The following is a 22,246-nucleotide window of genomic DNA, read 5'->3' on the forward strand; positions in this document are numbered from 1 at the left end:
CGACGGGGAGTAATTTGCCGTGTTTGCTGCTTAATTCTCCATGCGATCCCCTCGAACGCCGGGCGTCCGTGAAGCCGTCGCCGCTTACTGTTCTGCCGTACTTCTTCGCGAGCGGTCCGGGTTACCGGTGAGTGCGCACCCACCGGGCCGGTCCGCGGCTCATGGGCGGAGCCGTCGTGGACCAGTACGCTGATCGGCCGTGGCGGGCCCCGTCCCGAGCGGGACCGCCTGCCGTGAGCCGTCCTGGGAACGGATGACCGCGGTGGACGGACCCTGCGCGTCTTCGGCGCCGAGGTGTGCCGACTCCACGCGTTCCTCCTTCCGCACACAAACCGGACGGCCTGTTTCCTGCCCGTCTCTCATCCTGAGATCCGGTCGTTGAGTAATCAAGGGCCACGCCTGGCTGGGAGTTTCCGACCGGTCGCGTGCCGTTCCACAGGAAGACTCGATCGCACATGCTCTCCACCTACCGGCCGTCCAAGGCGCAACTGGAGGCGTTCCGGCTGCTCTGCCGCGCCAAGCGGAGCGTCCTGAAGCCCGAGGACGTCGGCCTGCCGAAGCGCGTCGCGCAGCGCGGTCCCATCGTCCCCGGGCTGACCCAGCCGGAGGTGGACACCCTGATGAACCGCGGCTTCAACACGTACGCCCGGTACGAGCAGGGCCGGCGGGTCCCCTCTCCGGCCTATCTTCTCGAACTGGCCGTGGCGCTGCGCTTCAAGGAGAGCGAATACCGGCAGGCTCACATGGATCTGTACGGAACGACGCCCGCGCCGCTGGATCCCGAGGCCGGACTCGATGTGACGCCGGACTACAAGATAAAGATCGAGGGCCAGCAGGCCATCTCCTACCTGAACGACCACCGGTGGAACCTGCGGTACCACAATGAGGCATTCCGGCAGATGATGCCCTCCGGCAAGGTTCCGTCGAACATGGCCGAATGGTTCCTCTTCAGCGAGGAGGCCCGGAGTGTCCTGGCCGGGTATTTCGAATTCTGGGCGCCCAAGCTGGTCCCGCAGTTCCGCGCCTCCGTCTCGGCCTCTCCCCATGACCCGCATCTGCTGCGGCTGCGCGACCGGCTGCTGCGGGACGAGCGGCTGTCCGTCATCTACAACCAGGGTGACAACGCCTACATTCATCCGGACGGTGACCGGCGGCCGATGAATCACGGTACGCGGGGATTCGGCTGGGCCGTGATGCTGTCCGCCCGCCCCGAAGCCTCGCCGCTCTTCCGCGAGATGACCATAAATTTCTATCCGGATCCGGCTGTGGCGGTACACACGGCACATGCCGAGAAGAATGCCGGGAGAATGGGCGTATGACCGTCCGCAACGCCTCCTTCGAGCCGACCGCCGCAGCCGGCGTCGCGGAGCGGCACGACGTGCCGGAACACCGACTCGGCGGCCACCACGTCCCGAGGCAGGTTTCCTCATGCTGAGCGATTTACGTCCCGCGGGCCCGGCACGGTGCCGCCGTCAACTGATGATCATGCGTCCGGTCCGCGGTCGTGCGCGAACCGGTGCCACCCCCTACGCGCATTTCCAGGAGACACCCAGTGGCGTACGTCAACCGACCCGGCATAGCCGAGGCCCCCCATGTCATCCGTAACGAGCCGATCGTGGAGGACATCGCCGCCTGGGCCAAGTGGGACGAGGCCGACGGCCCGCAGATCCGGGCGAAGAAGTACCGGGTGGCGAAGGCGGCGGCCGCGCGTATCGCCGACCGGACCGGTGTCTGCTACCGGCGCTTCACCGAGCCGCTGGCCGATGTCTCCCGCACCGTTTCGATGCGTGAGCGCAACGACATCGCCGTGGCCGCGGTCCGGGACCTCGCCGTCACCGCCGCCCGCCGGGCCCTCAGGGCCGCGGGCATCGCCCCCGCCGACGTCACCGGCATCATCTCGTTCAACGCCACTGGGGACCGTACCCCCGGCCCGGACGCCGCGGTCGTGTCCGCCCTCGGGCTCGCCCCGAACATCGTCCGCATCCCGATGACGCAGCTCGCCTGCGCCGGCGGTGCACATGCCCTCGGTCTCGCCGCCCACGTCATCCGGCCGGGCGACCGGTTCCTCGTCGTCGGCGCGGAGAAACTCAGTACCTCGTACCAGCGCAGCGACAACAGCAACATCGAGCACACGGCGTACAAGCTGCTCTTCGGGGACGCCGGGGCCGCCGCTGTCGTGAGCCACGAGAAGCTCGCCGACCCGGGCATGGTCATCGAGGAGACCTGGCAGCACCTGGTGCCGGACTCGCTCTCCGCCTACGCCACCCGGCACGAGCCCGACGGCCTGCACTTCGACAGCACCAAGGAGGCCCTCGACGCGGTCTCCGCCGTCCTGCCGCACCTGCCGTGGCCCGGCACGGAGGCGGAGTTCGCCGTACTGCACCCCGGCTCCCGGAAGATCCTCGAACTCGTCGAGGAGCAGGGCGGCGTCTCGCGCGAGGCGGCTCGCCACTCGCACGAGACCCTGGCCAACGGCGGCAACACCGGCGGCCCGACCGTCCTGCGCATCCTGGACCGCCTCCACGACGACCCGCCGGCCCCCGGGGCCCGGGGGCTGATGCTCGGGTTCGGCCCCGGCTTCTGTGCCGCCGCCTCGCGGACCCGCTGGGTGGGCTGACATCCCGGCACGGTGGGGACGCTCGCGAGGGCCGTCCTGCGCGGCCCTCGGACGCGCCCCGCAGGCCCCTCAGGCTCGCGCCGCCCCTCCCCGTGCTCCCGCCCCCACTCCCGGGCCAGTCGCGCGAAGGCGCCGGACGCGGCGCTGCGGTAGGCCGTCTCCCGGTACAGGAGCGTTACCGTGCGGGCGGGGAGCGCGGGGGAGAGGGCGACGGGGTGGAGGCCGGGCTGTTCGCGGGTGATGGCGTCGGGCAGCACGGTGGCCAGGGGCGTGCGCCGGATGAGTTCGGTGAGGGCGGTGATGGAGTTGGCTTCCACCGCGATGTCCGGCCGCACCCCGTGCTCGCCGAAGTGCGTGTCGATGTGCAGGCGGGTGGCGAAGTCCGCGCTGAGCAACCCCAGGCGGTGGTCGCGCAGGGAGCGGATCGGCAGCGGTGCCGTCCGGCCGGCGTACGGGTGGGTGGGGCCGACGACCAGGCTGAGGGACTCGGTGAACAGCTCGGTGCCGGTGATCCCCGGCAGGTGCGGCCCGCTGAACGCGATGCCGAGGTCCAGCTCGTCCGCCAGCAGCGCGGACTCCATCAGCTCCTGCGGCATCTCGCGCAGGGTCAGCGAGATGCCCGGGTGCCGGGTGTGGAATTCCCCGGCCAGCGGGCCGACGAGGTACGCGGTGAACGTCGGCGTCGTGGCCAGGCGCAGCGTCCCGCGCGACAGGTCCCGTACGTCCAGTACGGCACGCTCGGCCGCCTCCAGGTCCCGCAGCGCGCTGCGGGCGTAGTGCGCGTACGCCGCGCCGGCGTCGGTCAGCCGCACGGTGCGGCCCGTACGGTCCAGCAGTTGCACCTTCAGCGTCCGCTCCAGCTGCCTGACCTGCTGGGAGAGCGTGGGCTGTGAGACGTGCAGGGCTTCGGCGGCGCGGGTGAAGTTGGCGTGCTCGGCCACCGCGAGCAGATAGCGGAGGTGGCGCAGTTCCAGGGCCATGACGGCCACTGTAAGCGGTGCTGCGCAGCAGCTATAGGCAGCGCTGATGGCTGCCATGAGTTGTACGTCTTGGACGCTATAGCGGCAGGTCACGCATGGTGGAGACATCGGCTTCCCGGCCGGTTCCCCTCAGCAAGGAGTGGCTGTGCACCCCGACCTCACCGACGGCGTCCGGCGGTTCCGGCGCGACGTCCACCCCGCCAGAGCGGCGCTCTTCGAGCGGCTCGCCGGCAGCCACCGGCCGGGCGCGCTGTTCATCGGCTGCTCCGACGCCAGGGTGGTGCCGGAACTGCTCACCCAGTCCGGGCCCGGCGAACTGTTCGTGATCCGTACGGCCGGGAACCTCGTGCCGGTGTACGGGCCGGCACCCGACGCGGTGTCGTCCAGCATCGAGTACGCGCTCGCGGTGCTCGGCGTCCGCGACGTGATCGTGTGCGGGCACTCCGGGTGCGGCGCGATGACGGCCCTGGCCACCGGCGAGGACCTCACCGAGCTGCCCGCCCTCGACGGCTGGCTGCACACGGCCGGACCCGCCGGCCCCCGTACCTCCGCGAGCGACGCGGGGACCGAGGCGGCCGTCACGGCGCTGGTCCACGACAACGTCACCGCCCAGCTCGCCCACCTGGCCACCCATCCGTCCGTGGCCCGCGCCCTCGCGCGGGACACGGTGTCGCTGCACGGCTGGACCCTCGACATCCGCACCGGAGCCGTCGACGTCCTCGACCCGCGCAGCGGAACGTTCACCCCGCTCTCCTGAACCCCCTGCCGGGCGCGGCCCGGACGGGCCCCGCCCCTCGCCCCCGAAAGGACGCTTCCATGCCCCACGCCCAGCTCGACCCGCAGGCCCGCCAGGACCTGGCGCTCGCCGTCGTCGAGGCCAAGATCCGCAAGGACCTCACCTGGCAGGAACTGGCCGACGCCACCGGCCTGTCCGTCGCGTTCGTCACCGCCGCGCTCCTCGGCCAGCACGCCCTGCCTGCCGACGCGGCCCGGGCCGTGGCCGAGCGCCTGGACCTGGACGAGGCGGCGGAGCGGCTGCTGCGGACGGTCCCGCTGCGCGGCAGCATTCCGGACGGCATCCCCACCGACCCCACCCTCTACCGCTTCCACGAGATGCTCCAGGTCTACGGCACCACCCTGAAGGCCCTGATCCACGAGAAGTTCGGCGACGGCATCATCAGCGCCGTCAACTTCCGCCTGGACATCCAGAAGGTCGACGACCCGGAGGGCGGCTCCCGCGCGGTGATCACCCTGGACGGGAAGTACCTCCCGGCCACGCCGTTCTGATCCCGTCGCCGGTCTCCCGGCAGGCCCGGCCCAGTGCGCCGGACGGGTACGGGGTTTCCCTGCTCTCGTCCCGGAGCCTGCCGTGGAAGTCCGTCAGTACGGCGGCGAGCGGCGCGTGACGGGCGATGACCGCCCTGACGCCCTGGGGGCCGGCCGGTGGGCCGGCCCCTCGGCGCACGCGCGGACGAGTGCCTCGCGTTCGGTGCGCCCGTGGCCGTACAGCGCGGTGATCAGCCATAGGACCAGGTGGGTGACCGTGTAGCAGCGGTCGTAGGTCCGGTGCTGCTCGAAGAAGCCGGTCTCGGACGGTGACAGGTCGAACCGGGAGGAGAGCGCGAGCCCGAAGTCGGCGAAGTACAGGCGCCGGCCGTCGGTCAGGATGTTCTGGAAGTGGGCGTCGAAGTGGAGCAGCCCGCGCGCGTTCATGAAGGACGTGCCGGCCTTCAACTCCCGCTCCACCAGGGCGCAGGCCCGGTCGGCGGCCGCGTCGCCCGCCTGCACCTGCTCGGTGAGCCAGTCGTGCAGCGTCCGGGGAGGTACTCCATGAACAGCGCGATGCTCGCGGAGGACCGCTGAAGGCCTGCGATACGGCGACGTATCCCTGGCCCGCCTCCCCAGTACGCCACGGCGCTTTCCACGTCGGCGAGTTCGTCGGCGAGGGCCGGTGGGGTGTCCGGCAGTACGCGCCAGTGGTACAGCACGGGAAAACCCTCGTACTGCCCCGCGAGCACCCAGTTGGTCGTCATGGTGTGCGCGGCGAGTTCCCGCCACGCCCCGAAACCGGGCGAGCCGATGCCGTACTGGCAGAAGGCGGGCAGCCCGAACAGGTCGGCAGTGGACCGCTGGTGCTCCGGCAGGCGCTCGACGTCGGTGAGCGGCACCCGCTTCACGAAGACCGGCGTACCGTCGACCCGCAGCAGCGCCGACTTCCCGCCGATGCCGGTGCCCAAGGGCGTACCGGATTCGAGGAGTTCGCGCAGCTGGTGATCGCTGCGCAGGGCGAGGGACGTGGCGACGGAGCTGTAGGCGGTCAAGCGCGCCGTACGCGAGGCCCCTGGCTGCCCGGCCGCTGTTCGCATCGGAATTCCGACCTCGTCCCCGCCCTGAGCGGCCGCCCACCGCGGCCGCCCTCCCCGCAGCCTAGGCGAATTCCGGGACGACGCGGCCACGGGAACCCGCGGAGCCCCGCCGGTCGGCCGTGCGCTCAGGATCGCACGGCCGACCGGCGGGGCGGGGCGCCGGGCGCAGGCGTTCTGTGCGCCGTCGTGCCGCGCCCCGGCGGATCAGGCCTCGCGCGGCGTCAGCTCGCCCATGGGGCCCCAGCCGTCGGCGTCGATCTCGCTGCTGATGATCTGCGGGGTGGTGGCGATGGCGCCGGCCATCGCCTCCAGGCCCGCCTTGAAGTGCGCGGAGTGCACGTGCTTGTCGCCCGCCTCCCGGTCGGCGAAGCCCTCGACCAGGACGAACTGGCGCGGGTCGTCGACGCTGGTCGACCACTCGAAGAACAGGTTGCCGGGCTCCTGCCGGGTGGCCTGCGTGAAGTCGTCCACCAGCGACAGCCACGAGTCCTGGTACTCGGGCCGGACGGTGAACTTGACGACGATGAAGATCATGCTGGCTCCTGCGCTGGTACGGACCGGCTGCGGCTGCGCGGCCGGGCGGGCTGCCGCCCGCGTCGTCCCCCATGGTGGGCGCCCCCGGCCGCTCGCCGAAGAAGGATCGCCGCGCATTCCGGCCCTCCCGGAAAATCCGCTGCCCCGGGGCCGCGGCCGGCGCGCGGGGAAAATCCGGTGCGCTCCGGCGGACGGGCGTGCTGGGATGGTCCGCCGGCGGAACCGACAGGGAGGCATCACCAGTATGGCGCGGACCAGTGACATCGCCCGGGGCGCCGACGGTACGGCGTCGGCACGGCGCACCGTACCGCGCCTGGAGCTGCCCCCGCCCACCGGCCGGCACGCCGTGGGCGTGCGCACCTCCCACCTCGTCGACGACGGGCGTGCGGACCCGTTCCGGCCCGGCCGGTCCCGCGAGCTGATGGCGCAGCTGTGGTACCCGGCCCGGGCGGAGGCCGGTCAGCGACCGGGACGGTATGTCTCCGAGGCGATGTCGCCCCTGCTGGTCGACGCGTGGGAGGAGGAACCCGGCTGCTCCGGATTGCCGCGCGCCACGGCGGCCGGGGTCCTCGTGCACGGCATCGCGGACGCGCCGCCCGCTCCGGAGGCGCGCGGCTGCCCGCTGGTCCTGCTCTCGCCCGGCCATGGCCAGTACCGCGCGGACCTGACCGCACTCGGGGAGGACCTCGCGAGCCGTGGGTTCCTGGTGGCCGCCCTGGACCATCCGGCGGACGCGATCGGCGTGGAGTTCCCGGACGGCCGGATCGTGCCGTACCGGGAACCGGACGGCCTGGCGGACGGCGACACCGGTGACCTCTCCGGCCGCTACCTGGACGTACGCGCCGCCGACCTCGGCTTCGCCCGCGCCCGGCTGAGCGCCCCCGGATTCTGGTGGCACGCCCTGCTCGACCCGTCGCGGACCGGCGTCGTGGGCCACTCGCTGGGCGGCGCGGCGGCGGCCGAGGCCATGCGGCTCGACCCCGGGTTCACGGCCGGGGTGAACCTCGACGGCATCCCGTACGGCGATGTCCTCCGTACCGGCCTGGAACGGCCGTTCCTGCTGTGCCAGTTCACACCGGACGACCCGGAGTTTTCGGAGGAGACCCAGGCGCTCGGCCGCCTGTGGAACGTGCTGCGCGGGCCGCGGCACCACCTGCTGGTCGACGGCGCTGGGCACGGTTCGGCCACCGACCTCGACGCCCTGGCCGGCCCCCTCGGCTACCGGGAGTTCACCGACGCGGAGGAGTACACCTTCGCGCTCGGTTCGCTGCCCGGCGGCCGGGGGACCGCGATCACCCGGGCGTGTGTGGGCGGGTTCTTCGAAGAGCGACTGCTGGGCGCGCAGGGCTTCTTGGAGGCGCTTCCGCCCGAGGTCACGGTGGTGGGCTGAGCGGACGGCAGCGCTGGTCGGGCCGTCACCCGATACGGACATGCAGGGGCCTGCCGTACTGCATGCTCACGTACGCCGAGCCTCGACGAGGCGGTCGCCTGACAACCGGCAACAGTTCGCCTGGGCCAATGCGGCCTCGCTGTCCGGTCTCGGCCTCTGCCCCTCGGCCGGGGTCACGGCTGCTGCGGTGACGGCTCGGGCAGGCCCGGACCGTCGCAGTGCACGTCCCCGGCCGGGACGGTGCCACCGACGAGATACGCGGCCACCGTGGAGTCCACGCAGGAGTTGCCGCGGCTGGCGAAGACGCCGTGCGAGTAGTCGTGGTGCAGGGTGACCAGCCGGGACCCGGGCAGCGTGCGGCCGAGGGCCCGCGCACCGGCGACCGGCGTCACGGGGTCGTGCGCGGAGGCCACCAGCAGCGCCGGGGGCGCTGCGGGGCTGCCGAGCCGGGTGCGCTCGGTGGGGCGGGTGTGCCAGTACGCGCAGCTGGCCGCCTCCAGACCGGTCAGTACGGGCTGGGGGCCCAGGCGCCGCAGCCCACGGATGTCGGCGAGCACCCGGCCCGGTGTGGGCGCCGGGCCGTCGGCGCACTTCACGGCCCGGTTGGCGGCCTGGTACGTACGTGACTCGGGCCCGTCGAAGGGCTCGGCGGGGCGGAGCCGGTCGACCCCACCCGCGTCCAGGTAGGCGCGGAGCCCGTCGCCCAGAGCGGTCCAGCGTTCGGTGCGGCCCAGGGCGCGGTAGACGGCACGGTCGAAGGCCGCCGCTCCGAAGCCGGCCACCGGGCGGGCGGTCAGGCCCTCGCGTGTGCGCAGGTAGGCGGCGCGGACCTCGCGCGGGGTGGTGCCGAGCCCGAAACGGGAGTCGTGCCGCGCCAGCCAGCCGAACAGCACGTCGCGCTGGCGCAGCATCGCGCGGGCCTGCCGTACGTCGAAGGCGTGCCAGCCCTCCGGTCCGACCACGCTGTCCAGTACCAACTTGTCGACGCGGTACGGGAATTGTGCGGCGTACGCGGCGCCGAGGTAGGTGCCGTACGAGACGCCGAGGTAGCTGATGCGCGGCTCCCCGAGTGCGGCCCGGACGGCGTCCATGTCGCGTGCGGTCTCGACGGTGGAGAGATGGGGGAGGGCGCGGCCCGTGCCTGCGGCGCAGTCGGCGGCCAGCCGTCGCTGGGCGTCGAGATAGGCGCGTTCGCCGGGACGGTCGTGCGGTACGGGGTCGAGCGGCGCGGAGCCGGCGGCCGGGCTGTCGAAGAGCCCGCCCATCGGCCCGCAGTCGGCGGGGGCGCTGTGGCCGGTGCCGCGCGGGTCGAAACCGATGACGTCGTAGGCCCGGCGGACCGACTCCGGGAGTTTGGCGCGCTTGGTGACGGCATACGGGAGCCCGGAGCCGCCCGGGCCGCCGGGGTTGACCAGCAGGACGCCGCGCCGTTCGGCGGGGGTGCCCGAGGCCCGGACGCGGGAGACGGCGATTCGTATGCGCTCGCCGTCCGGGCGGGCGTGGTCCAGCGGCACGCTCACCGTGCCGCACTCGACGCGGTCCGGCGCGGGCGGCGCGGGGACCGAGGCCGGACAGGCGCCGAAGTGCGGGGACGGCCCGGCGGTGTCGCCGGGCGGGGCGGCGGCGAGCGGTTCGGCGGCCGTGGCGGTGGTGAGCGGTACGGCGCAGGTCAGGAGCGCGCAGAGCAGGGCGGTGCGTCGCAGGGCAGGGGGCATGGGGCTCGCATTTCGTGAGGGCGGGGCCGTGCGGTGGCGGGGGTGGGGACGGCGTGAGGGCGGGTGTGCGGGAGGCGGGCGGCCGGGGCGCGGCCGGATAGCCGGCCGGCCCATGAGGTGACAATGAAAATCATTACGGTTAGCATCGCGTTCGGTCAACACCGCACCGCGGCACCGGGGGCCTCCCACGGCGTGCCCGGACGCGAAACCGCCTGCGCAGAAGGAGAGTTGTGGCGCATCTGCTGATGGTCGAGAGCTGGGTCGGGTCGATGGGCAGGCTGCTGCCCCGTGCCCTCCGCGAGGCCGGACACGACTTCACCTTCCTCACCCGTGACCTGCACCACTACCTGCGGGCCGCCCCCGAGGGCACCGCCCACCCGCTGCTGGCGGCCCGCAACGTGATCACCGCCGACACCAACGACACCGACGCCCTGCTGCCGTACGCCGAACGCCTGCACGCGGCGATGGGCTTCGACGGCGTCCTCAGCTCGTGCGACTACTACCTGCCCACCGTGGCGCGCATCGCCGCGCACCTCGGGCTGCCGGGTCCCGCGCCGGAGGCCGTGGAGGCCGCCTGCCGCAAGGACGCCACCCGGCGCGCCCTGGAGGCGGCCGGAGTCCCGGGCCCCCGCTTCGCCGTCTGCTCCGATTGGGCGCGGACCGCCGAGGCGGCGCGCGAGATCGGCTTCCCGCTCGTGCTCAAGCCGGTGGACCTGTGCGCCGGGATGTACGTACGGCGGGTGGACGACGAGGCGGAGCTGGCCCGCGCGCACCGCGCGCTCGCCGGGTTCCCGGTCAACGCGCGGGGACAGCTCCGGGCCCCGGTGGTGCTGCTGGAGGAACTGCTCGACGGGCCGGAGGTCAGCGTCGAGACCGTGTCGCACGACGGCGCCGTGCACGTGGTCGGGGTGACCGACAAGAGCGTGGGCGGCGCCCCGGCGTTCGTCGAGACGGGGCACATGTTCCCCGCCGCACTGAGCGCCGCCGACGCCGGAGCGGCGGCGGACACCGCGTGCGCCGCGCTCAAGGCGTTGGGGCTCGACCAGGTCGTCGCGCACACCGAGATCAAGCTCACCGCGGACGGGCCGCGCGTCGTCGAGGTCAATCCGAGGCCCGCGGGCAACCGCATCACCGAGCTGGTCCGGCACGTCACCGGCATCGATCTGGCCGCCGCCTTCGTCGAGGTGGCGCTCGGCCGTGCACCGGACCTCGCACCGCGCGAGACCGGGCTGCGCAGCGCCGCCATCGGCTTCCTCGTGCCCGAGCGCACCGGAGTGCTGGAGGAGATCTCCGGCGCCGACGGGCTCGACGCGCTGCCCGGTGTGCTGGAGGTCCAGTTGGCCGCGGCCGGCAAGACCGTCAAGGACACCGCCAGCAACAACGGATACCTGGGACATGTCATGGCCGGTGACGGCGGAGGGGCGGGCGCCCGCGCCCGCGTCGAGGAACTGCTGTCCGGACTCTGTCCGCGGGTGGTGGAGGAACGATGAGTCCGCTGGGACAGGGGACGGCGACCGACCACGCCGTGCGGACCGGGGCGGCCGACCGTGCCGTACGGCCCGCGGCGGCCGGTCTCCCCGACCTCGTACGCCGCGTACGCGCCGGTGAACTGGGGCCCGACCCCCGTACACAGAAGATCGCGGTGGCCTTCACCACCAGCCAGGCCGTACGCCACGAAGGGCGTAGCGGCGGATACCGCAACGAAGTGCTCAGCCTGCGCCTCGGCAGCGCGGTGGGATCCTGCGCCGTGGAACCCGGCGCACTGCCCGCCGCCGCGATCGACGACTGTGTGGGCGCCGACGTCGCGACGCTGCTCGACCACCCGCTGGCGCCGGTACGGATCGCCGCGCTCGACGCGTACCTGATGCACGCCCTGCCGCACACGGCCGCGAACGGCGCCCAGCCGTGGGAGCTGCCCGCCGGGGACTCGCTCGCCAAGTCCCGGGCCCGTGCCCGTGGCGTCGCCGGGCTGCTGGCCGTCGCGCCCGGCCGTACCGTCCTGGTCGTCGGCGTCGTCAACTCGCTGCTGGAGGCGCTGCGCGCCCGCGGCCTGGTCTGCGTACCGTGCGACCTCAAGGGCGGCCGGACCGAGTGGGGCGAGCCGGTCCGTACCGACGCGCTCGCCGAACTGGACGGCTGCGACGCGGTCCTGGCGTCCGGCATGACGCTGGGCAACGGCACCTTCGAACCGCTGCGCGCCCACTGCGAGCGGCACGGGAAGCCGCTGGTGATGTTCGCCCAGACCGGCAGCGCCGTGCTGCCGCGCCTGCTGGGCGCCGGAGTGAGCGCCGTGTGCGCCGAGCCGTACCCGTTCTTCTGGCTCGACGGCGGACCCGGCGTCGTCCACCGCTACACCGGCGACGACGAGTACGCGCTGCTGGGCCGGGGAGGCGACCGATGACCGCCGCAGTACTGGGCGCACCCGCCGCCAACCGGGAACTCCTCGCCCTCGTCGGCCGTACACCGCTGGCCCGGATCACCGGCGACCTGCCCTGCCCGCACCCGGGCTTCTGGGCCAAGCTGGAAGGGCTCGGCGCGGGCGGCATGAAGGCGCGCGCCGCCGTGTCCATGCTGCTCGGCGCCCGTGAGCGAGGCGACCTGCGGCCCGGCGCGCCGGTCGTGGAGTCCACCTCCGGCACCCTCGGCGTCGGCCTGGCCTTCGCCGGGCAGGCGCTCGGCCACGACGTGATCCTGGTCTGCGACAGCGAACTGGAACCGTCCATGCGCCGGCTGCTGCGGGCCTACGGCGCCCGGCTGGAGATCGTCGACCGGCCCGCCCCGGAAGGCGGCTGGCAGGCCGCCCGGCTCGCCCGGCTGCGCGAACTGCGCGCCGTGCTCCCGCACGCGTACTGGCCCGACCAGTACAACAACCCGGACAACGCGGCCGGTTACGCCTCGCTCGCCGCCGAGATCGCCGCCGGCCTGGACCACCTCGACATCCTGGTGTGCAGCGTCGGCACCGGCGGCCACAGCGCCGGGATCGTCGGACCGCTGCGCCGCCACTGGCCCGCGCTGCGCCTCGTCGGCGTGGACGCCACCGGCTCCACCATCTTCGGACAGCCCGCCCGGCCCCGCCTGATGCGCGGCCTCGGCAGCAGCATCCACCCGCGCAACGTCGCCTACGGGGCCTTCGACGAGGTGCACTGGGTGGGGCCCGCCGAAGCCGCCGACGCCTGCCGGCGGCTGGCCCGGGGCAGCTTCGTCAGCGGCGGCTGGAGCACCGGCGCCGTCGCCCTGGTCTCGGCCTGGGCGGCCCGCGTACATCCCGGCGCGGTCGTCGCCACCGTCTTCCCCGACGGCCTGCACCGCTACCTCGGCACCGTCTACGACGAGGACTTCGCCGCCGCACACGGCCTGGACCGGCAGCCCGTCGCCACCCGCCCGGTGGAGATACCGCATCCCACGGCGGCCGAGGCCACCGGCTGGGCGCGCTGCACCACCGTCGTGGACCCGAAGGCCGCGGCGGTCGCGGCGGCTCCGGTGGCCGGGGACGCCCCTGCGGTACCGGTGGTCGCTCAGGCCGGGCGGGAGGGCGCCGTATGAACGTCACCCTGCGCGTCGTACGCCTCCGGCTCGCCGAGCCCCTGCGCATCTCCCGCTCCGTGATGACCGAACGGAACGCCGTCCGGATCACCCTGGAACACCACGGGCTGCGCGGCCACGGCGAGGCCGTCACCAGCGTCTACTACGGTCTCGACACCGACACGCTGCGCCGTCTGCTGGCCGCGGCCGGCGCGGAACTCGGCCGCTTCGCCGGCCCGGAGAGCGCTCTCGACGCCCTGCGGGACGGCGAGCTGCCCGCGCCCGGCACGCCGCCCGCCGTCACCGCCGCCGTCGAATCGGCGCTGCTCGACCTGGTGGGCAAGCGGGCCGGGCAGCCGGTCCACCAACTGCTCGGCACCCTGGAACGGCCGGTCGCCGCCACCGCCCGCACCATCGGCATCGTGTCCGCCGAGCGGGCCCGGACGCAGGCCCGCTGCCTCGCGGAGAGCGGCTTCACCGTCCTCAAGATCAAGGCCGGTACGGCGGACCCCGAGGACGACCTCGCCCGCGTACGCGCCGTACGGGACGCCGCCCCTTCGACGGCGCTGCTGCTCGATCCCAACGGCGCCTGGACACCGGAGCAGGCCCGGCACCTGCTGCCGCGCTTCGCCGCACTGGGCGTCGAGGCCGTCGAACAGCCGACGGCGCCCGGCGACCCCGAAGCACTGGCCCGGCTCGCCGAACGCGCCCCGCTGCCCGTCATCGCCGACGAGGACGCCGTCGGCCTCGCGGACGTGGACCGGCTCGCCGGGCGGGTGCAGGGCGTCAACGTCAAGCTCGCCAAGTGCGGTGGCGTGCACGCGGCACTGCGCATCGAGGAGCTGATCGCGGGCAGCGGCACCCGGCTCATGCTCGGCTGTCTGACCGCCGGCACCCTCGGCATCGCCCCCGCCGTCCACCTCGCCGACCGCGCCCGCTGGGTCGACCTCGACGGGCACCTGCTGCTGGCACACGACCCGTGGACCGGCATCGGCGGCACCGACGGGACCGTACGCGCCGGGACGGGGGCCGGGCTGGGGGTACGGCCGGTGTCCCCGCGCGCGGAGGTGGCCGTACCCGCCCCGCCCCTTGCACAGCCCGCACCACAGAAGGAAAGGCACCACCGTGAAGACGTGGAGTGAGATGCGGGCCTTCCCGCTCGCCATCCGGCTCCTGCTGGTCAACCAGCTCGGCGTGAACATCGGCTTCTACCTGCTCATCCCGTACCTCGCCACACACCTCGGCCAGGACCTCGGGATGTCGGCCGCGGTCGTCGGCATCGTGCTGGGCGTACGCAACCTCAGCCAGCAGGGCCTGTTCATCCTCGGCGGCTCGGCCGCCGACCGGCTCGGCGCCCGCGGCGTGATCATCGCCGGCTGCGCGCTGCGTACCGTCGGCTTCGCCCTGTTCGCGCTGGGCGACGGTCTGCCTGTCCTGCTGGCCGCCTCCATACTCAGCGGGCTCGCCGGGGCCCTGTTCAACCCGGCCGTGCGCGCCTACCTGGCGGCGGAGGCGGGGGACCGCAAGGCCGAGGCATTCGCCCTGTTCAACATCTTCGCGACGACCGGCGCCCTGGTCGGGCCGCTGATCGGCAGCGCCCTGCTGCTGGTCGACTTCCGGGCCTCCGCCCTCACCGCCGCCGCGATCTTCGCCCTGCTCACCGTCGCGCAGGCCGCCGTGCTGCCCGCCCGCGAGGTGCCCGCCTCGAAGGGCAGCGTGCTCGGTGACTGGCGGGAAGTCCTCGCCAACCGGGCGTTCCTGGCCTTCTCCCTTGCCATGGTCGGCATGTTCACCATGGAGAACCAGCTCTACCTGCTGCTCCCGGACGGCGCCCGCAGGGCCACCGGCTGGGACGGCGCGGCCGGCATCGTCTTCCTCGTCGGCACACTGGCCAACCTCACCCTTCAGATGCGCATCACCCGTTCCCTCAAGGAGCGCGGCAGCCGGGCACGTTGGGTCGCCGTCGGACTGGCGCTGATGGGCGTGGCGTTCGTGCCGCCGATGGGGGTCGCCGGGACGTCCGGGACGGGCACCGGTGGTGTGGGCGGGGCCGCGCTCGCTCTCGTCCCCGTACTGGCCGGGACACTGCTCCTGTATGTCGGCGTCATGATCGCCCAGCCGTTCGTCATGGAGCTGATACCGGAGTTCGGCCGCGCCGAGCTGACCGGTACCTACTTCGGGATCTTCTACGTCGTCTCCGGCATCGCCGCCGCCGTCGGCAACACCGTCGTCGGCTGGGCCATGGACGCGGGCGGGCACGGCGGCGCCGCCTGGCTGCCCTGGGCGTGCTGCCTCGCCTTCGGCCTCCTGTCGGCGGCGGGCGTCGGCTGGCTGCACCGGCTGCGGGCCCTGCCCGTACGGGCCGTGGCGGTGACGGCATGAGCGAGGACACCACCGCCCTCCCGGGCGCGCGGCGTCGTCGCACCGCCCTCCCGGCAGCGCAGCGCAACCTGCTGACCGACAACCCCGCACTGTACGAGGCCCGCTTCCCCGACCCGGAGCGGCTCGCCGCGCGCTGGGCCGAGGACGTGCTGCGCACCCACGGCGCCGGGCCGCGCGTCCTCGACATCGGCTGCGGCACCGGACGGGACGCCGCCCACCTGCACACCATGGGCCGTACGGTCGTCGGCGCCGACCTCTCGGACACGATGCTGACGTACGCCCGTACCCACCACCCCGGACCCCGCTACAAGCGCTCCGACCTGCGCCGATTCCACCTCACGGACCTCGGCCGACGGCCGTTCGACGCCGTGGTCTGCCTGGACAGCGCGCTGCTGTACTGCCACACCAACGACGAACTCGACGGCTTCCTGGCCTCCTGCCGCCGCGCCCTGACACCGGGCGGGCTGCTGGTCGCCGAGATGCGCAACGGCGCGTTCTTCCTCGGCCGTACGGAGCTGCTGGACGCACCGGCCATCCGTGGTTTCGAGTGGGAAGGCACCGTATACCGGTCCGTCACGACGCTCACCGTCGACCGGGCGGCCCAACTCCTGCGCCGACGGCGGGCCTGGACCACAGAGGACGGCACACCACCCGTCGAACAGCACTCTGCCTGGCGGCTGCTCTTCCCCCAGGAACTGCGATATGCGCTGGCCGCGCACGGCTTCACCGTGCTGGAGCTGCACGACGGGCCCGGCCCGCGTACGGAACCGCCCTGGCAGCCCGGGGCGGCCCCGTCCCCGGGCGGCTCTGCCGACGGAGACCGGCTGCACCTCGTGGCCCGCCTGGGCGACGGCTGAACGTTCCGCCGCCCCTGTCTGCCTTCTCTTCCCACCCACTCCTCACGAGGCGATCCACCATGACCGAACTCCCTCCCTCCGACCGGGAACCCGCCGAGCCGTCCGGCCTGCGGCGGCGCGGCTTCCTCGCCGCGACCGCGGGCGCCACGGCCACCGCCGGACTCGTCCTGGCCGGCTGCGGTACCGGATCCGGCTCGCCGGGCACCGGCGGCGGCACACCCCGGCGCGGCGGCCGGCTGCGCGCCGCCTTCGCCGGCGGCGGCGCCTCCGAAACTCTCGACCCGCACCTGGGCAACCTCTTCGCCGACGCCGCCCGCGCCAAGGCCCTCTACGACAAGCTGGCCGACTGCGGAACCGACATGTCCGCGCGCCCCCGCCTGGCCGCCAAGTGGGAGCCCAACGACACCCTCGACCGCTGGCGGGTCACGCTGCGCAAGGCCGCCTTCCACAACGGCAAGCCGGTCACCGCCGAGGACGTCCTCTACAGCTTCCGCCGCATAGCCGACCCCAAGAAGGCGTACCGCGCCAAGGCGTCCCTGGAGCCCATCGACCTGGCCGCCAGCCGTGCGACGTCCCCGGACACCGTCGAGTTCCGCCTCAAGCGCCCCACCGCCGAATTCCCCAATGTGCTCGCCGCGTTCGGCGCGTACATCGTCCCGGACGGCACGACCGCCGCCGACTTCGCCCGGCCGGTCGGCTCCGGCCCCTTTCGCTTCGTCTCCTTCACCCCCGGCCGCTCCTGCGTCGTCAAGCGCAACGACGCCTACTGGGACGGCGCGCCGCACCTGGACGAGCTGGAGTTCGTCGTCGCCAACGAGGAGTCCGCGCGGATCAATGCCCTGCTCGGCGGCCAGGTCGAGTACGCGCACGAACTCAACCCCACCACCGCGCGCGCCCACGAGGGCAAGGGCCAGATCGAGATCGTACGGCTGCGCAACAGCGCCATGCAGTCCTTCGCGATGAAGACCGACCGGGCCCCCTTCGACGACAAGCGGGTCCGCGAGGCGTTCTTCCTCATCGCCGACCGCGAGGAACTCGTCGACGGCGCGCTCTCCGGCGCCGGAGAGATCGGCAACGACCTGTTCGGGAAGGGGTACGAGTACTACGCCGCCGACCTGCCGCAGCGCCACCAGGACCTCGACCGGGCCCGCCACCTCCTCAAGCAGGCCGGCGCCGAGGACCTGCGCGTCACCCTCGACACCTCGCCCGTCGCCGCCGGGTTCACCGAGGCGGCCGGCATCTTCCGCGACCAGGCCGCCAAGGCGGGCGTGACCGTGCGGGTGAAGTCCGGCAGCAAGGACAGCTACTGGAGCGACATCCTCGACTCCGGCACCCTGTGCTGCTACCGCTCCGGCGCCATGCCCATCGAATCGCACTTCTCCCAGCGGCTGCTGAGCGATTCGACCACCAACGCCACCAAGTGGCGGCACAAGGACTTCGACGCCCTGTACCAGCAGGCGCAGTCCACCAAGGACAAGCAGGAACGGGCGGCGGTGTACGGACGGATGCAGCGCCGCCTGCACGCCGAGGGCGGCTTCCTGGTGTGGGGCTTCGCGGACTGGATCGTCGGCACCTCCCGCCGCGTGCACGGCGTGTCGCACGACGCGCCCGCCAACACCCTGGACTGGGCCCGCTTCGACACGGTGTGGCTGGCGTGAGGGGGGCCGGTTTGGTGCGGTGGTGGGGTGGGGGTGATGGGGATGATGGGGATGATGGGGGTGTCGGGCGTGGTGGGCGTGTTGGGGGTGTCGGACTTGCCGGGCGGGCCGGGCGTCCTGGCCGTCCCGAGCGCCCCGGGCGTCCTGGCCGTCCTGGCCGTCCTGGCAGTCCCGGACGTCCCGGCCGTGTCGTACGCCCCGTACGTCTCGTAGGCCTCGGGCCCGTCGTACCGGCCGTGCTGCGATCCTGGCTCGCGCGCCGGCTGCTGCTCGGTGTCGCGCAGACCGCCGCCGTCGTGCTGCTGGTCTTCGTGCTCACCGAGGCGCTGCCCGGGGACGCCGCCGTCGCCCTGGCGGGCGACCAGCCCGACCCGGCCCGCATCGCGGCCATCCGTACGGAGATGGGCCTGGACCGCCCGGCCGCCGAACGGCTCGCCGACTGGGTCCTCGGACTGCTCCACGGCGACCTCGGGACCTCGCTGGCCTCCGGCCGGCCCGTCGCGGCGTACCTCGCCGACGGCTTCGGGCCCACCCTGCTGCTCGCCGCCATCACCGTGACGCTGCTGGTACCGGCCGGGGTCGGGCTCGGCGTCCTGGCCGCACGCCGCGAGGGCTCCCTCACGGACCGGCTCGTCAGCTCCACGACCCTGGCGATCTACGCCGTACCGGAGTTCGCCCTCGGCGTGCTGCTGGTCACCCTCTTCGCGCTCCGGCTGGACTGGCTGCCGCCGACCGCCGTCGGCTCCGGCGGCGACCTGCTCGCCCAGCCGGCCGTCCTGGTCCTGCCCGTCCTCGTGCTGCTCTCCCGCCCCGTGTGCTCGATCAGCCGCCTGGTACGGGCCGGAATGATCGACGCGCTGCGCTCCCCGTACGCCCGGCAGGCGGCCCGCTACGGGCTGTCCGCGGCGCGCGTTCGGTACGCGCACGCCCTGCCGAACGCCCTCGCGCCCGCCGCCCAGCAACTCGCCCGTACCGTCGACTGGCTGCTGTGCGGAGTGATCGTCGTCGAGGTGCTGTTCGTCATCCCGGGCCTGGGCACCGTCCTGATGAACGCGGTCGCCGAACGCGACGTCCCCGTGGTCCAGGGCCTGGCCGTGGTCTTCGGCCTCGTCGCGGTCGTCCTCAACCTCGGCGCGGACCTGGTCGCCCGCCGACTCGCGCCCCGGGCGGGGGCGGCGGCGTGATGCGGAAGTTCACGGGGCCGGCTGTGCGGGGGCCTGGCCGAATGCGCAGGCGCAACGGCACGACGGTACGGAGGCCTGGCCTGATGCGAAAGTCCAACGGTTCGGCTGTGCGGCGGACCGGTCTGCTGCGGAAGCCGGACGGCACGATGGTGCGGCGGACCGGCCTGCTTCGGAAGTCCAACGGCGCGACGGTGCGGCGGCCCGGCCTGGCCGGACTGCTGATCGCCGGTGTCCTCTCCTCCTCGCCCTTCTCGGACCGCTGCTGGCCGGCGACCCCGGCCCGCGGTCGGCCTCCTTCACGCTCGGCGGCGGCCACTGGCTCGGCACCGACTTCGTCGGCCGCGACGTGGGACGGCAGATCCTGCTCGGCGGGCAGTCGGTGGTGCTCGTCGCGCTGGCCGCCACCGCACTCGCCTACGCGGTCGCCGTCCCGCTGGGGCTGGCCGCCGCCCTCACCCACCGCTCCTGGCTCGAAGAACTGCTGATGCGCCCGCTGGACGTGCTGCTCGCGGTGCCGTCACTGCTGCTGATCCTGCTGGTCGCCGCCGTCTTCTCGCCCGGCGCCGCGGGGCTCGCCCTCCTGGTGGCCCTCGTCAACATCCCGGACGCGGCCAGAATCGTCCGCGCCGCCGCCTCGGAAGCGGCCGCGCGCCCGGCCGTCGAAGCGCTGCGCATGCAGGGCGAGACCTGGTGGCGTACGGCGGTCGGCTACGTCGGCCGGTCGGCACTGCGCACCTTCGCCGCCGACGCGGGCGTTCGCCTGACCGGCGTGCTCTACCTCGTCGCCACCGCCGCCTTCCTGGGCGTGGGCGTGGAACCGGACGCGGCGGACTGGGCGGTCATGGTCGACCGCAACCGCACCGGACTCTTCGTACAGCCGTGGGCCGTGGTGGTGCCGGCGCTGTTGATCGTCGCGCTGTCGATGGGCGGGAACTTGGTCGTTGACGCGGTGCTGGGCGGGGAGGGGCGGGGCGCGGGGGCGGGTGTATCTGATGCGCCCGATACAACTGATGCGTCTGAAGTTGTCCTCAAGCCCGCCGCGCCCGACCTGCCTGCTGTGACTGGCGCGACCAATGCCCCCAAATTGGCCAATGCCCCCAATGCGGCCAATACCCCCAATACAGCCGATGCCCCCAATACGGCCGATGCGTCCAATAGGGCCGATGCGGCTGATGTTCTCGATACGAAGGAGGGGAGCCGGTGAGCGCGGCAGCGGATGTCGTCGCCCAGGTCGAGGATCTACGGGTGGAGGTCGGCGGCCGGGCCGTCGTCGACGGAGTGAGCCTGCGGGTCCGCGCGGGCACGGTGACCGCCCTGGTCGGCGCCTCCGGCAGCGGCAAGACCACGACCGGCCTGGCCCTGCTCGGCGCCTACCCGCCGGGCGCCCGGGTCTCCGGGACCGTGACGGTCACGGACCACCTGGTCGGCCACGTACCGCAGCACCCGGCAGCGGTCCTCAACCCCGCCCGCCGAGCCGGCGCCCTGCTGGCCGACATCGCCCGTACCCAGGTACGCCACCTGCCGCGTCGCGAACGCGCCCGGGCTGCCGAAACCCGTATCAACGAGGCACTCTCCCGCGCCCAACTCACCGACCCCTCCGAACTGCTACGCCGCTACCCGCACCAGCTGTCCGGCGGCCAGCAGCAGCGTGTCGTGCTGGCCCAGGCCCTGTTGCTGGGCGCCCGCGTCGTGGTCGCCGACGAACCGACCACCGGGCAGGACGCCCTCACCAAGCGTCGCATCGTCGCGGAGCTGGTGTCGGTCGTCCGGCAGGGCATCGGCGTCCTGCTGCTGAGCCACGACCTGGACGTGGTGCGCGAACTGGCCGACGAGGTCGTGGTCCTGAAGGACGGGCGGGTGGTCGAGTCGGGTCCTGTGGAGCAGATGACGACGGGGGCCCGGCACGCGTGGACGCGTCAGTTGTTCGGGGCGGTGGAGGAGGACGGCTCCATGCCGGGAGAGAAGGCCGACGCCGACTCTGACACGGCCCCGGGGGTGAGGAGTGATGACGATGACGATGCCGGCACTGAGCCGGCCACGGAGGTGAAGGGCGATGTCGATACAGAGGCGGCCCCGGATGTAGAGGGCAATACCGTCCTCGAAGTACGGCACCTGACCGCCCACCACCGCGGCGGCGGCGCCCGTCGCACCGTTGACGTGCTGCGCGATGCCTCCCTGCGTGTCCGGCCCGGCGAACGAGTGGCGGTCGTCGGCCGTTCCGGCAGCGGAAAGACCACGCTCGGCCGGTGCCTGGCCGGACTGCACCGTACGTACGGCGGCGAGGTCCACCTCGACGGCGTACCGCTGCCCCGCAGCCTGCGCGACCGTACGCCCCGACAACTGGCCGCAGTGCAATACGTGTTCCAGGACGCGCAGTCCTCCTTCGACGAACACCGCACACTGCTGGCACAGGTAGCGCGCACGGCGGTGCGCCTGCGCGGTGCCACGCCCGCGGACGCCGCTCGGGAGGCGGAGGCGCTGCTCGCCGAGGTCGGGCTCCGCGAGCAGCACTTCCACAACCGCCCGGGCCGGCTCTCCGGAGGCGAACTCCAGCGCGCGGCACTCGCCCGCGCCCTGCTCGCCCACCCCCGCGTCCTGGTCTGCGACGAGATCACCTCGGGCCTGGACACGGTGACCCGGCGTACCGTCCTCGCCGTCCTCGACCGGCTGCTGCGCGACCAGCCGGACCTGGCACTGGTGTGGATCACCCACGACCTGGACACGGCCGCCCGAGCCGACCGCATCCTGGTGCTGGACGCTGGCGACGTGGTCGAACAGGGCCCCACCGCCCGCGTCCTCACGGCCCCCGGGCACCCCTTCACAGCGGCCCTCGTCGAGGCCTCGGGGGAGAAACGCGAGGCCAGCCGGGGACCGCGTACGGCATCACGGGCTTGAGGGAGGCCACGGACGGTCGGGCGCGATCAGCGGAAAGAGCCATTTGCGGTCAGCGGGAGGCCAAGGAAGACCAACGGAGACCCACGGAGATCGTGGCCCCCGTGGCCTCCCGTGGCCCCCCGCGGGAGGCCGCAGGCGCCCCTGGC

Annotated in this window: 17 protein-coding genes and 3 pseudogenes; 16 read left to right on the top strand and 4 right to left on the bottom strand. The window is 73.3% G+C overall.

Features of this window, described 5'->3' with window-relative positions:
• The first annotated feature begins 455 nt into the window (after nucleotides 1-455).
• Both ACEXOX_RS35590 and ACEXOX_RS35595 read left to right on the top strand, forming a co-directional pair.
• Nucleotides 456-1,319: a helix-turn-helix domain-containing protein gene (locus tag ACEXOX_RS35590; RefSeq protein WP_406524971.1), complete on the top strand. Its 864-nt coding sequence runs from the start codon at nucleotides 456-458 to the stop codon at nucleotides 1,317-1,319.
• A gap of 233 nt (nucleotides 1,320-1,552) precedes the next feature.
• Nucleotides 1,553-2,617, top strand: coding sequence for a PhlD (locus ACEXOX_RS35595; RefSeq protein WP_406524972.1), 1,065 nt, complete (start codon nucleotides 1,553-1,555; stop codon nucleotides 2,615-2,617).
• Nucleotides 2,618-2,706: 89 nt separating this feature from the next.
• Here the strand turns inward: ACEXOX_RS35595 and cynR are convergent.
• Nucleotides 2,707-3,597 (bottom strand): annotated as a pseudogene (gene cynR, locus ACEXOX_RS35600) (transcriptional regulator CynR); the annotation flags it as partial.
• A 145-nt stretch (nucleotides 3,598-3,742) separates the two neighbouring features.
• On the opposite strand from cynR, the gene ACEXOX_RS35605 reads away from it, so the two are divergent.
• Together ACEXOX_RS35605 and cynS are read left to right on the top strand one after the other, a co-directional pair.
• A complete protein-coding gene (locus ACEXOX_RS35605; protein WP_406524973.1) occupies nucleotides 3,743-4,354 on the top strand; it encodes a carbonic anhydrase in 612 nt (203 codons plus the stop codon).
• A gap of 59 nt (nucleotides 4,355-4,413) precedes the next feature.
• Nucleotides 4,414-4,884 (top strand): cyanase, encoded by a 471-nt coding sequence (cynS, locus tag ACEXOX_RS35610; protein WP_406524974.1) that lies wholly within the window; start codon nucleotides 4,414-4,416, stop codon nucleotides 4,882-4,884.
• On the opposite strand, the pseudogene ACEXOX_RS35615 reads toward cynS, so the two are convergent.
• Both ACEXOX_RS35615 and ACEXOX_RS35620 read right to left on the bottom strand, forming a co-directional pair.
• Nucleotides 4,844-5,963: pseudogene (locus ACEXOX_RS35615) on the bottom strand (protein kinase family protein). The gene cynS and the pseudogene ACEXOX_RS35615 sit on opposite strands and share 41 nt — an antisense overlap.
• A 204-nt stretch (nucleotides 5,964-6,167) precedes the next feature.
• A complete protein-coding gene (locus ACEXOX_RS35620; RefSeq protein ID WP_406524975.1) occupies nucleotides 6,168-6,497 on the bottom strand; it encodes a putative quinol monooxygenase in 330 nt (109 codons plus the stop codon).
• A 244-nt stretch (nucleotides 6,498-6,741) separates the two neighbouring features.
• Here ACEXOX_RS35620 and ACEXOX_RS35625 point away from each other — a divergent pair, with 244 nt between their 5' ends.
• Entirely contained in the window at nucleotides 6,742-7,887 is a 1,146-nt protein-coding gene (locus ACEXOX_RS35625) for an alpha/beta hydrolase family protein (protein ID WP_406524976.1), read from the top strand.
• Nucleotides 7,888-8,060: 173 nt separating this feature from the next.
• Here the strand turns inward: ACEXOX_RS35625 and ACEXOX_RS35630 are convergent, their stop codons facing one another.
• Entirely contained in the window at nucleotides 8,061-9,602 is a 1,542-nt protein-coding gene (locus ACEXOX_RS35630) for an alpha/beta hydrolase (RefSeq protein WP_406524977.1), read from the bottom strand.
• Between the two features lie 230 nt (nucleotides 9,603-9,832).
• Between ACEXOX_RS35630 and ACEXOX_RS35635 the strand changes: the two genes are divergently transcribed.
• The 11 genes and pseudogenes from ACEXOX_RS35635 to ACEXOX_RS35685 all read left to right on the top strand — a co-directional run bounded on the left by ACEXOX_RS35635 (nucleotide 9,833) and on the right by ACEXOX_RS35685 (nucleotide 22,100).
• Nucleotides 9,833-11,092 carry an ATP-grasp domain-containing protein gene (locus ACEXOX_RS35635; RefSeq protein WP_406524978.1) on the top strand — a complete coding sequence of 420 codons (1,260 nt, stop codon included), beginning with the start codon at nucleotides 9,833-9,835 and terminating at the stop codon, nucleotides 11,090-11,092.
• Nucleotides 11,089-12,003 (top strand): Rossmann-like domain-containing protein, encoded by a 915-nt coding sequence (locus tag ACEXOX_RS35640; RefSeq protein WP_406524979.1) that lies wholly within the window; start codon nucleotides 11,089-11,091, stop codon nucleotides 12,001-12,003. The genes ACEXOX_RS35635 and ACEXOX_RS35640 overlap by 4 nt, the downstream gene beginning before the upstream one ends.
• On the top strand, nucleotides 12,000-13,145 hold the full coding sequence (locus ACEXOX_RS35645) for a PLP-dependent cysteine synthase family protein (protein ID WP_406524980.1): 1,146 nt from the start codon (nucleotides 12,000-12,002) through the stop codon (nucleotides 13,143-13,145). Before ACEXOX_RS35640 ends, ACEXOX_RS35645 begins: the two co-directional genes overlap by 4 nt.
• Nucleotides 13,142-14,266: a dipeptide epimerase gene (locus ACEXOX_RS35650; RefSeq protein ID WP_406524981.1), complete on the top strand. Its 1,125-nt coding sequence runs from the start codon at nucleotides 13,142-13,144 to the stop codon at nucleotides 14,264-14,266. Before ACEXOX_RS35645 ends, ACEXOX_RS35650 begins: the two co-directional genes overlap by 4 nt.
• Nucleotides 14,250-15,506: an MFS transporter gene (locus ACEXOX_RS35655; RefSeq protein ID WP_406524982.1), complete on the top strand. Its 1,257-nt coding sequence runs from the start codon at nucleotides 14,250-14,252 to the stop codon at nucleotides 15,504-15,506. The genes ACEXOX_RS35650 and ACEXOX_RS35655 overlap by 17 nt, the downstream gene beginning before the upstream one ends.
• Nucleotides 15,503-16,363, top strand: a complete 861-nt coding sequence (locus ACEXOX_RS35660) for a class I SAM-dependent DNA methyltransferase (protein WP_406524983.1) — start codon at nucleotides 15,503-15,505, stop codon at nucleotides 16,361-16,363. Before ACEXOX_RS35655 ends, ACEXOX_RS35660 begins: the two co-directional genes overlap by 4 nt.
• A gap of 59 nt (nucleotides 16,364-16,422) precedes the next feature.
• Nucleotides 16,423-18,021, top strand: a complete 1,599-nt coding sequence (locus ACEXOX_RS35665) for an ABC transporter substrate-binding protein (RefSeq protein WP_406524984.1) — start codon at nucleotides 16,423-16,425, stop codon at nucleotides 18,019-18,021.
• Between the two features lie 36 nt (nucleotides 18,022-18,057).
• Entirely contained in the window at nucleotides 18,058-18,234 is a 177-nt protein-coding gene (locus ACEXOX_RS35670; RefSeq protein ID WP_406524985.1) for a hypothetical protein, read from the top strand.
• Nucleotides 18,235-18,257: 23 nt separating this feature from the next.
• Nucleotides 18,258-19,205 (top strand): ABC transporter permease, encoded by a 948-nt coding sequence (locus ACEXOX_RS35675; RefSeq protein WP_406524986.1) that lies wholly within the window; start codon nucleotides 18,258-18,260, stop codon nucleotides 19,203-19,205.
• Nucleotides 19,206-19,437: 232 nt separating this feature from the next.
• A pseudogene (locus tag ACEXOX_RS35680) lies at nucleotides 19,438-20,175 on the top strand (ABC transporter permease subunit); the annotation flags it as partial.
• 230 nt (nucleotides 20,176-20,405) lie between these two features.
• Nucleotides 20,406-22,100, top strand: a complete 1,695-nt coding sequence (locus ACEXOX_RS35685; protein WP_406524987.1) for an ABC transporter ATP-binding protein — start codon at nucleotides 20,406-20,408, stop codon at nucleotides 22,098-22,100.
• The last annotated feature ends 146 nt before the right edge of the window (nucleotides 22,101-22,246 follow it).

It is taken from the genome of Streptomyces sp. Ac-502 (assembly GCF_045222935.1).
GTDB classification, from domain to species: domain Bacteria; phylum Actinomycetota; class Actinomycetes; order Streptomycetales; family Streptomycetaceae; genus Streptomyces; species Streptomyces monomycini.

Bases quoted from the DNA above. Each gene is read 5' to 3' on its own strand.
- ACEXOX_RS35590 (WP_406524971.1), top strand. From the start codon at position 456: ATGCTCTCCACCTACCGGCCGTCCAAGGCGCAACTGGAGGCGTTCCGG.
- cynS (WP_406524974.1), top strand. From the start codon at position 4,414: ATGCCCCACGCCCAGCTCGACCCGCAGGCCCGCCAGGACCTGGCGCTC.
- ACEXOX_RS35620 (WP_406524975.1), bottom strand. From the start codon at position 6,497: ATGATCTTCATCGTCGTCAAGTTCACCGTCCGGCCCGAGTACCAGGAC.
- ACEXOX_RS35625 (WP_406524976.1), top strand. From the start codon at position 6,742: ATGGCGCGGACCAGTGACATCGCCCGGGGCGCCGACGGTACGGCGTCG.
- ACEXOX_RS35630 (WP_406524977.1), bottom strand. From the start codon at position 9,602: ATGCCCCCTGCCCTGCGACGCACCGCCCTGCTCTGCGCGCTCCTGACC.
- ACEXOX_RS35640 (WP_406524979.1), top strand. From the start codon at position 11,089: ATGAGTCCGCTGGGACAGGGGACGGCGACCGACCACGCCGTGCGGACC.
- ACEXOX_RS35645 (WP_406524980.1), top strand. From the start codon at position 12,000: ATGACCGCCGCAGTACTGGGCGCACCCGCCGCCAACCGGGAACTCCTC.
- ACEXOX_RS35650 (WP_406524981.1), top strand. From the start codon at position 13,142: ATGAACGTCACCCTGCGCGTCGTACGCCTCCGGCTCGCCGAGCCCCTG.
- ACEXOX_RS35660 (WP_406524983.1), top strand. From the start codon at position 15,503: ATGAGCGAGGACACCACCGCCCTCCCGGGCGCGCGGCGTCGTCGCACC.
- ACEXOX_RS35665 (WP_406524984.1), top strand. From the start codon at position 16,423: ATGACCGAACTCCCTCCCTCCGACCGGGAACCCGCCGAGCCGTCCGGC.
- ACEXOX_RS35670 (WP_406524985.1), top strand. From the start codon at position 18,058: ATGGGGATGATGGGGATGATGGGGGTGTCGGGCGTGGTGGGCGTGTTG.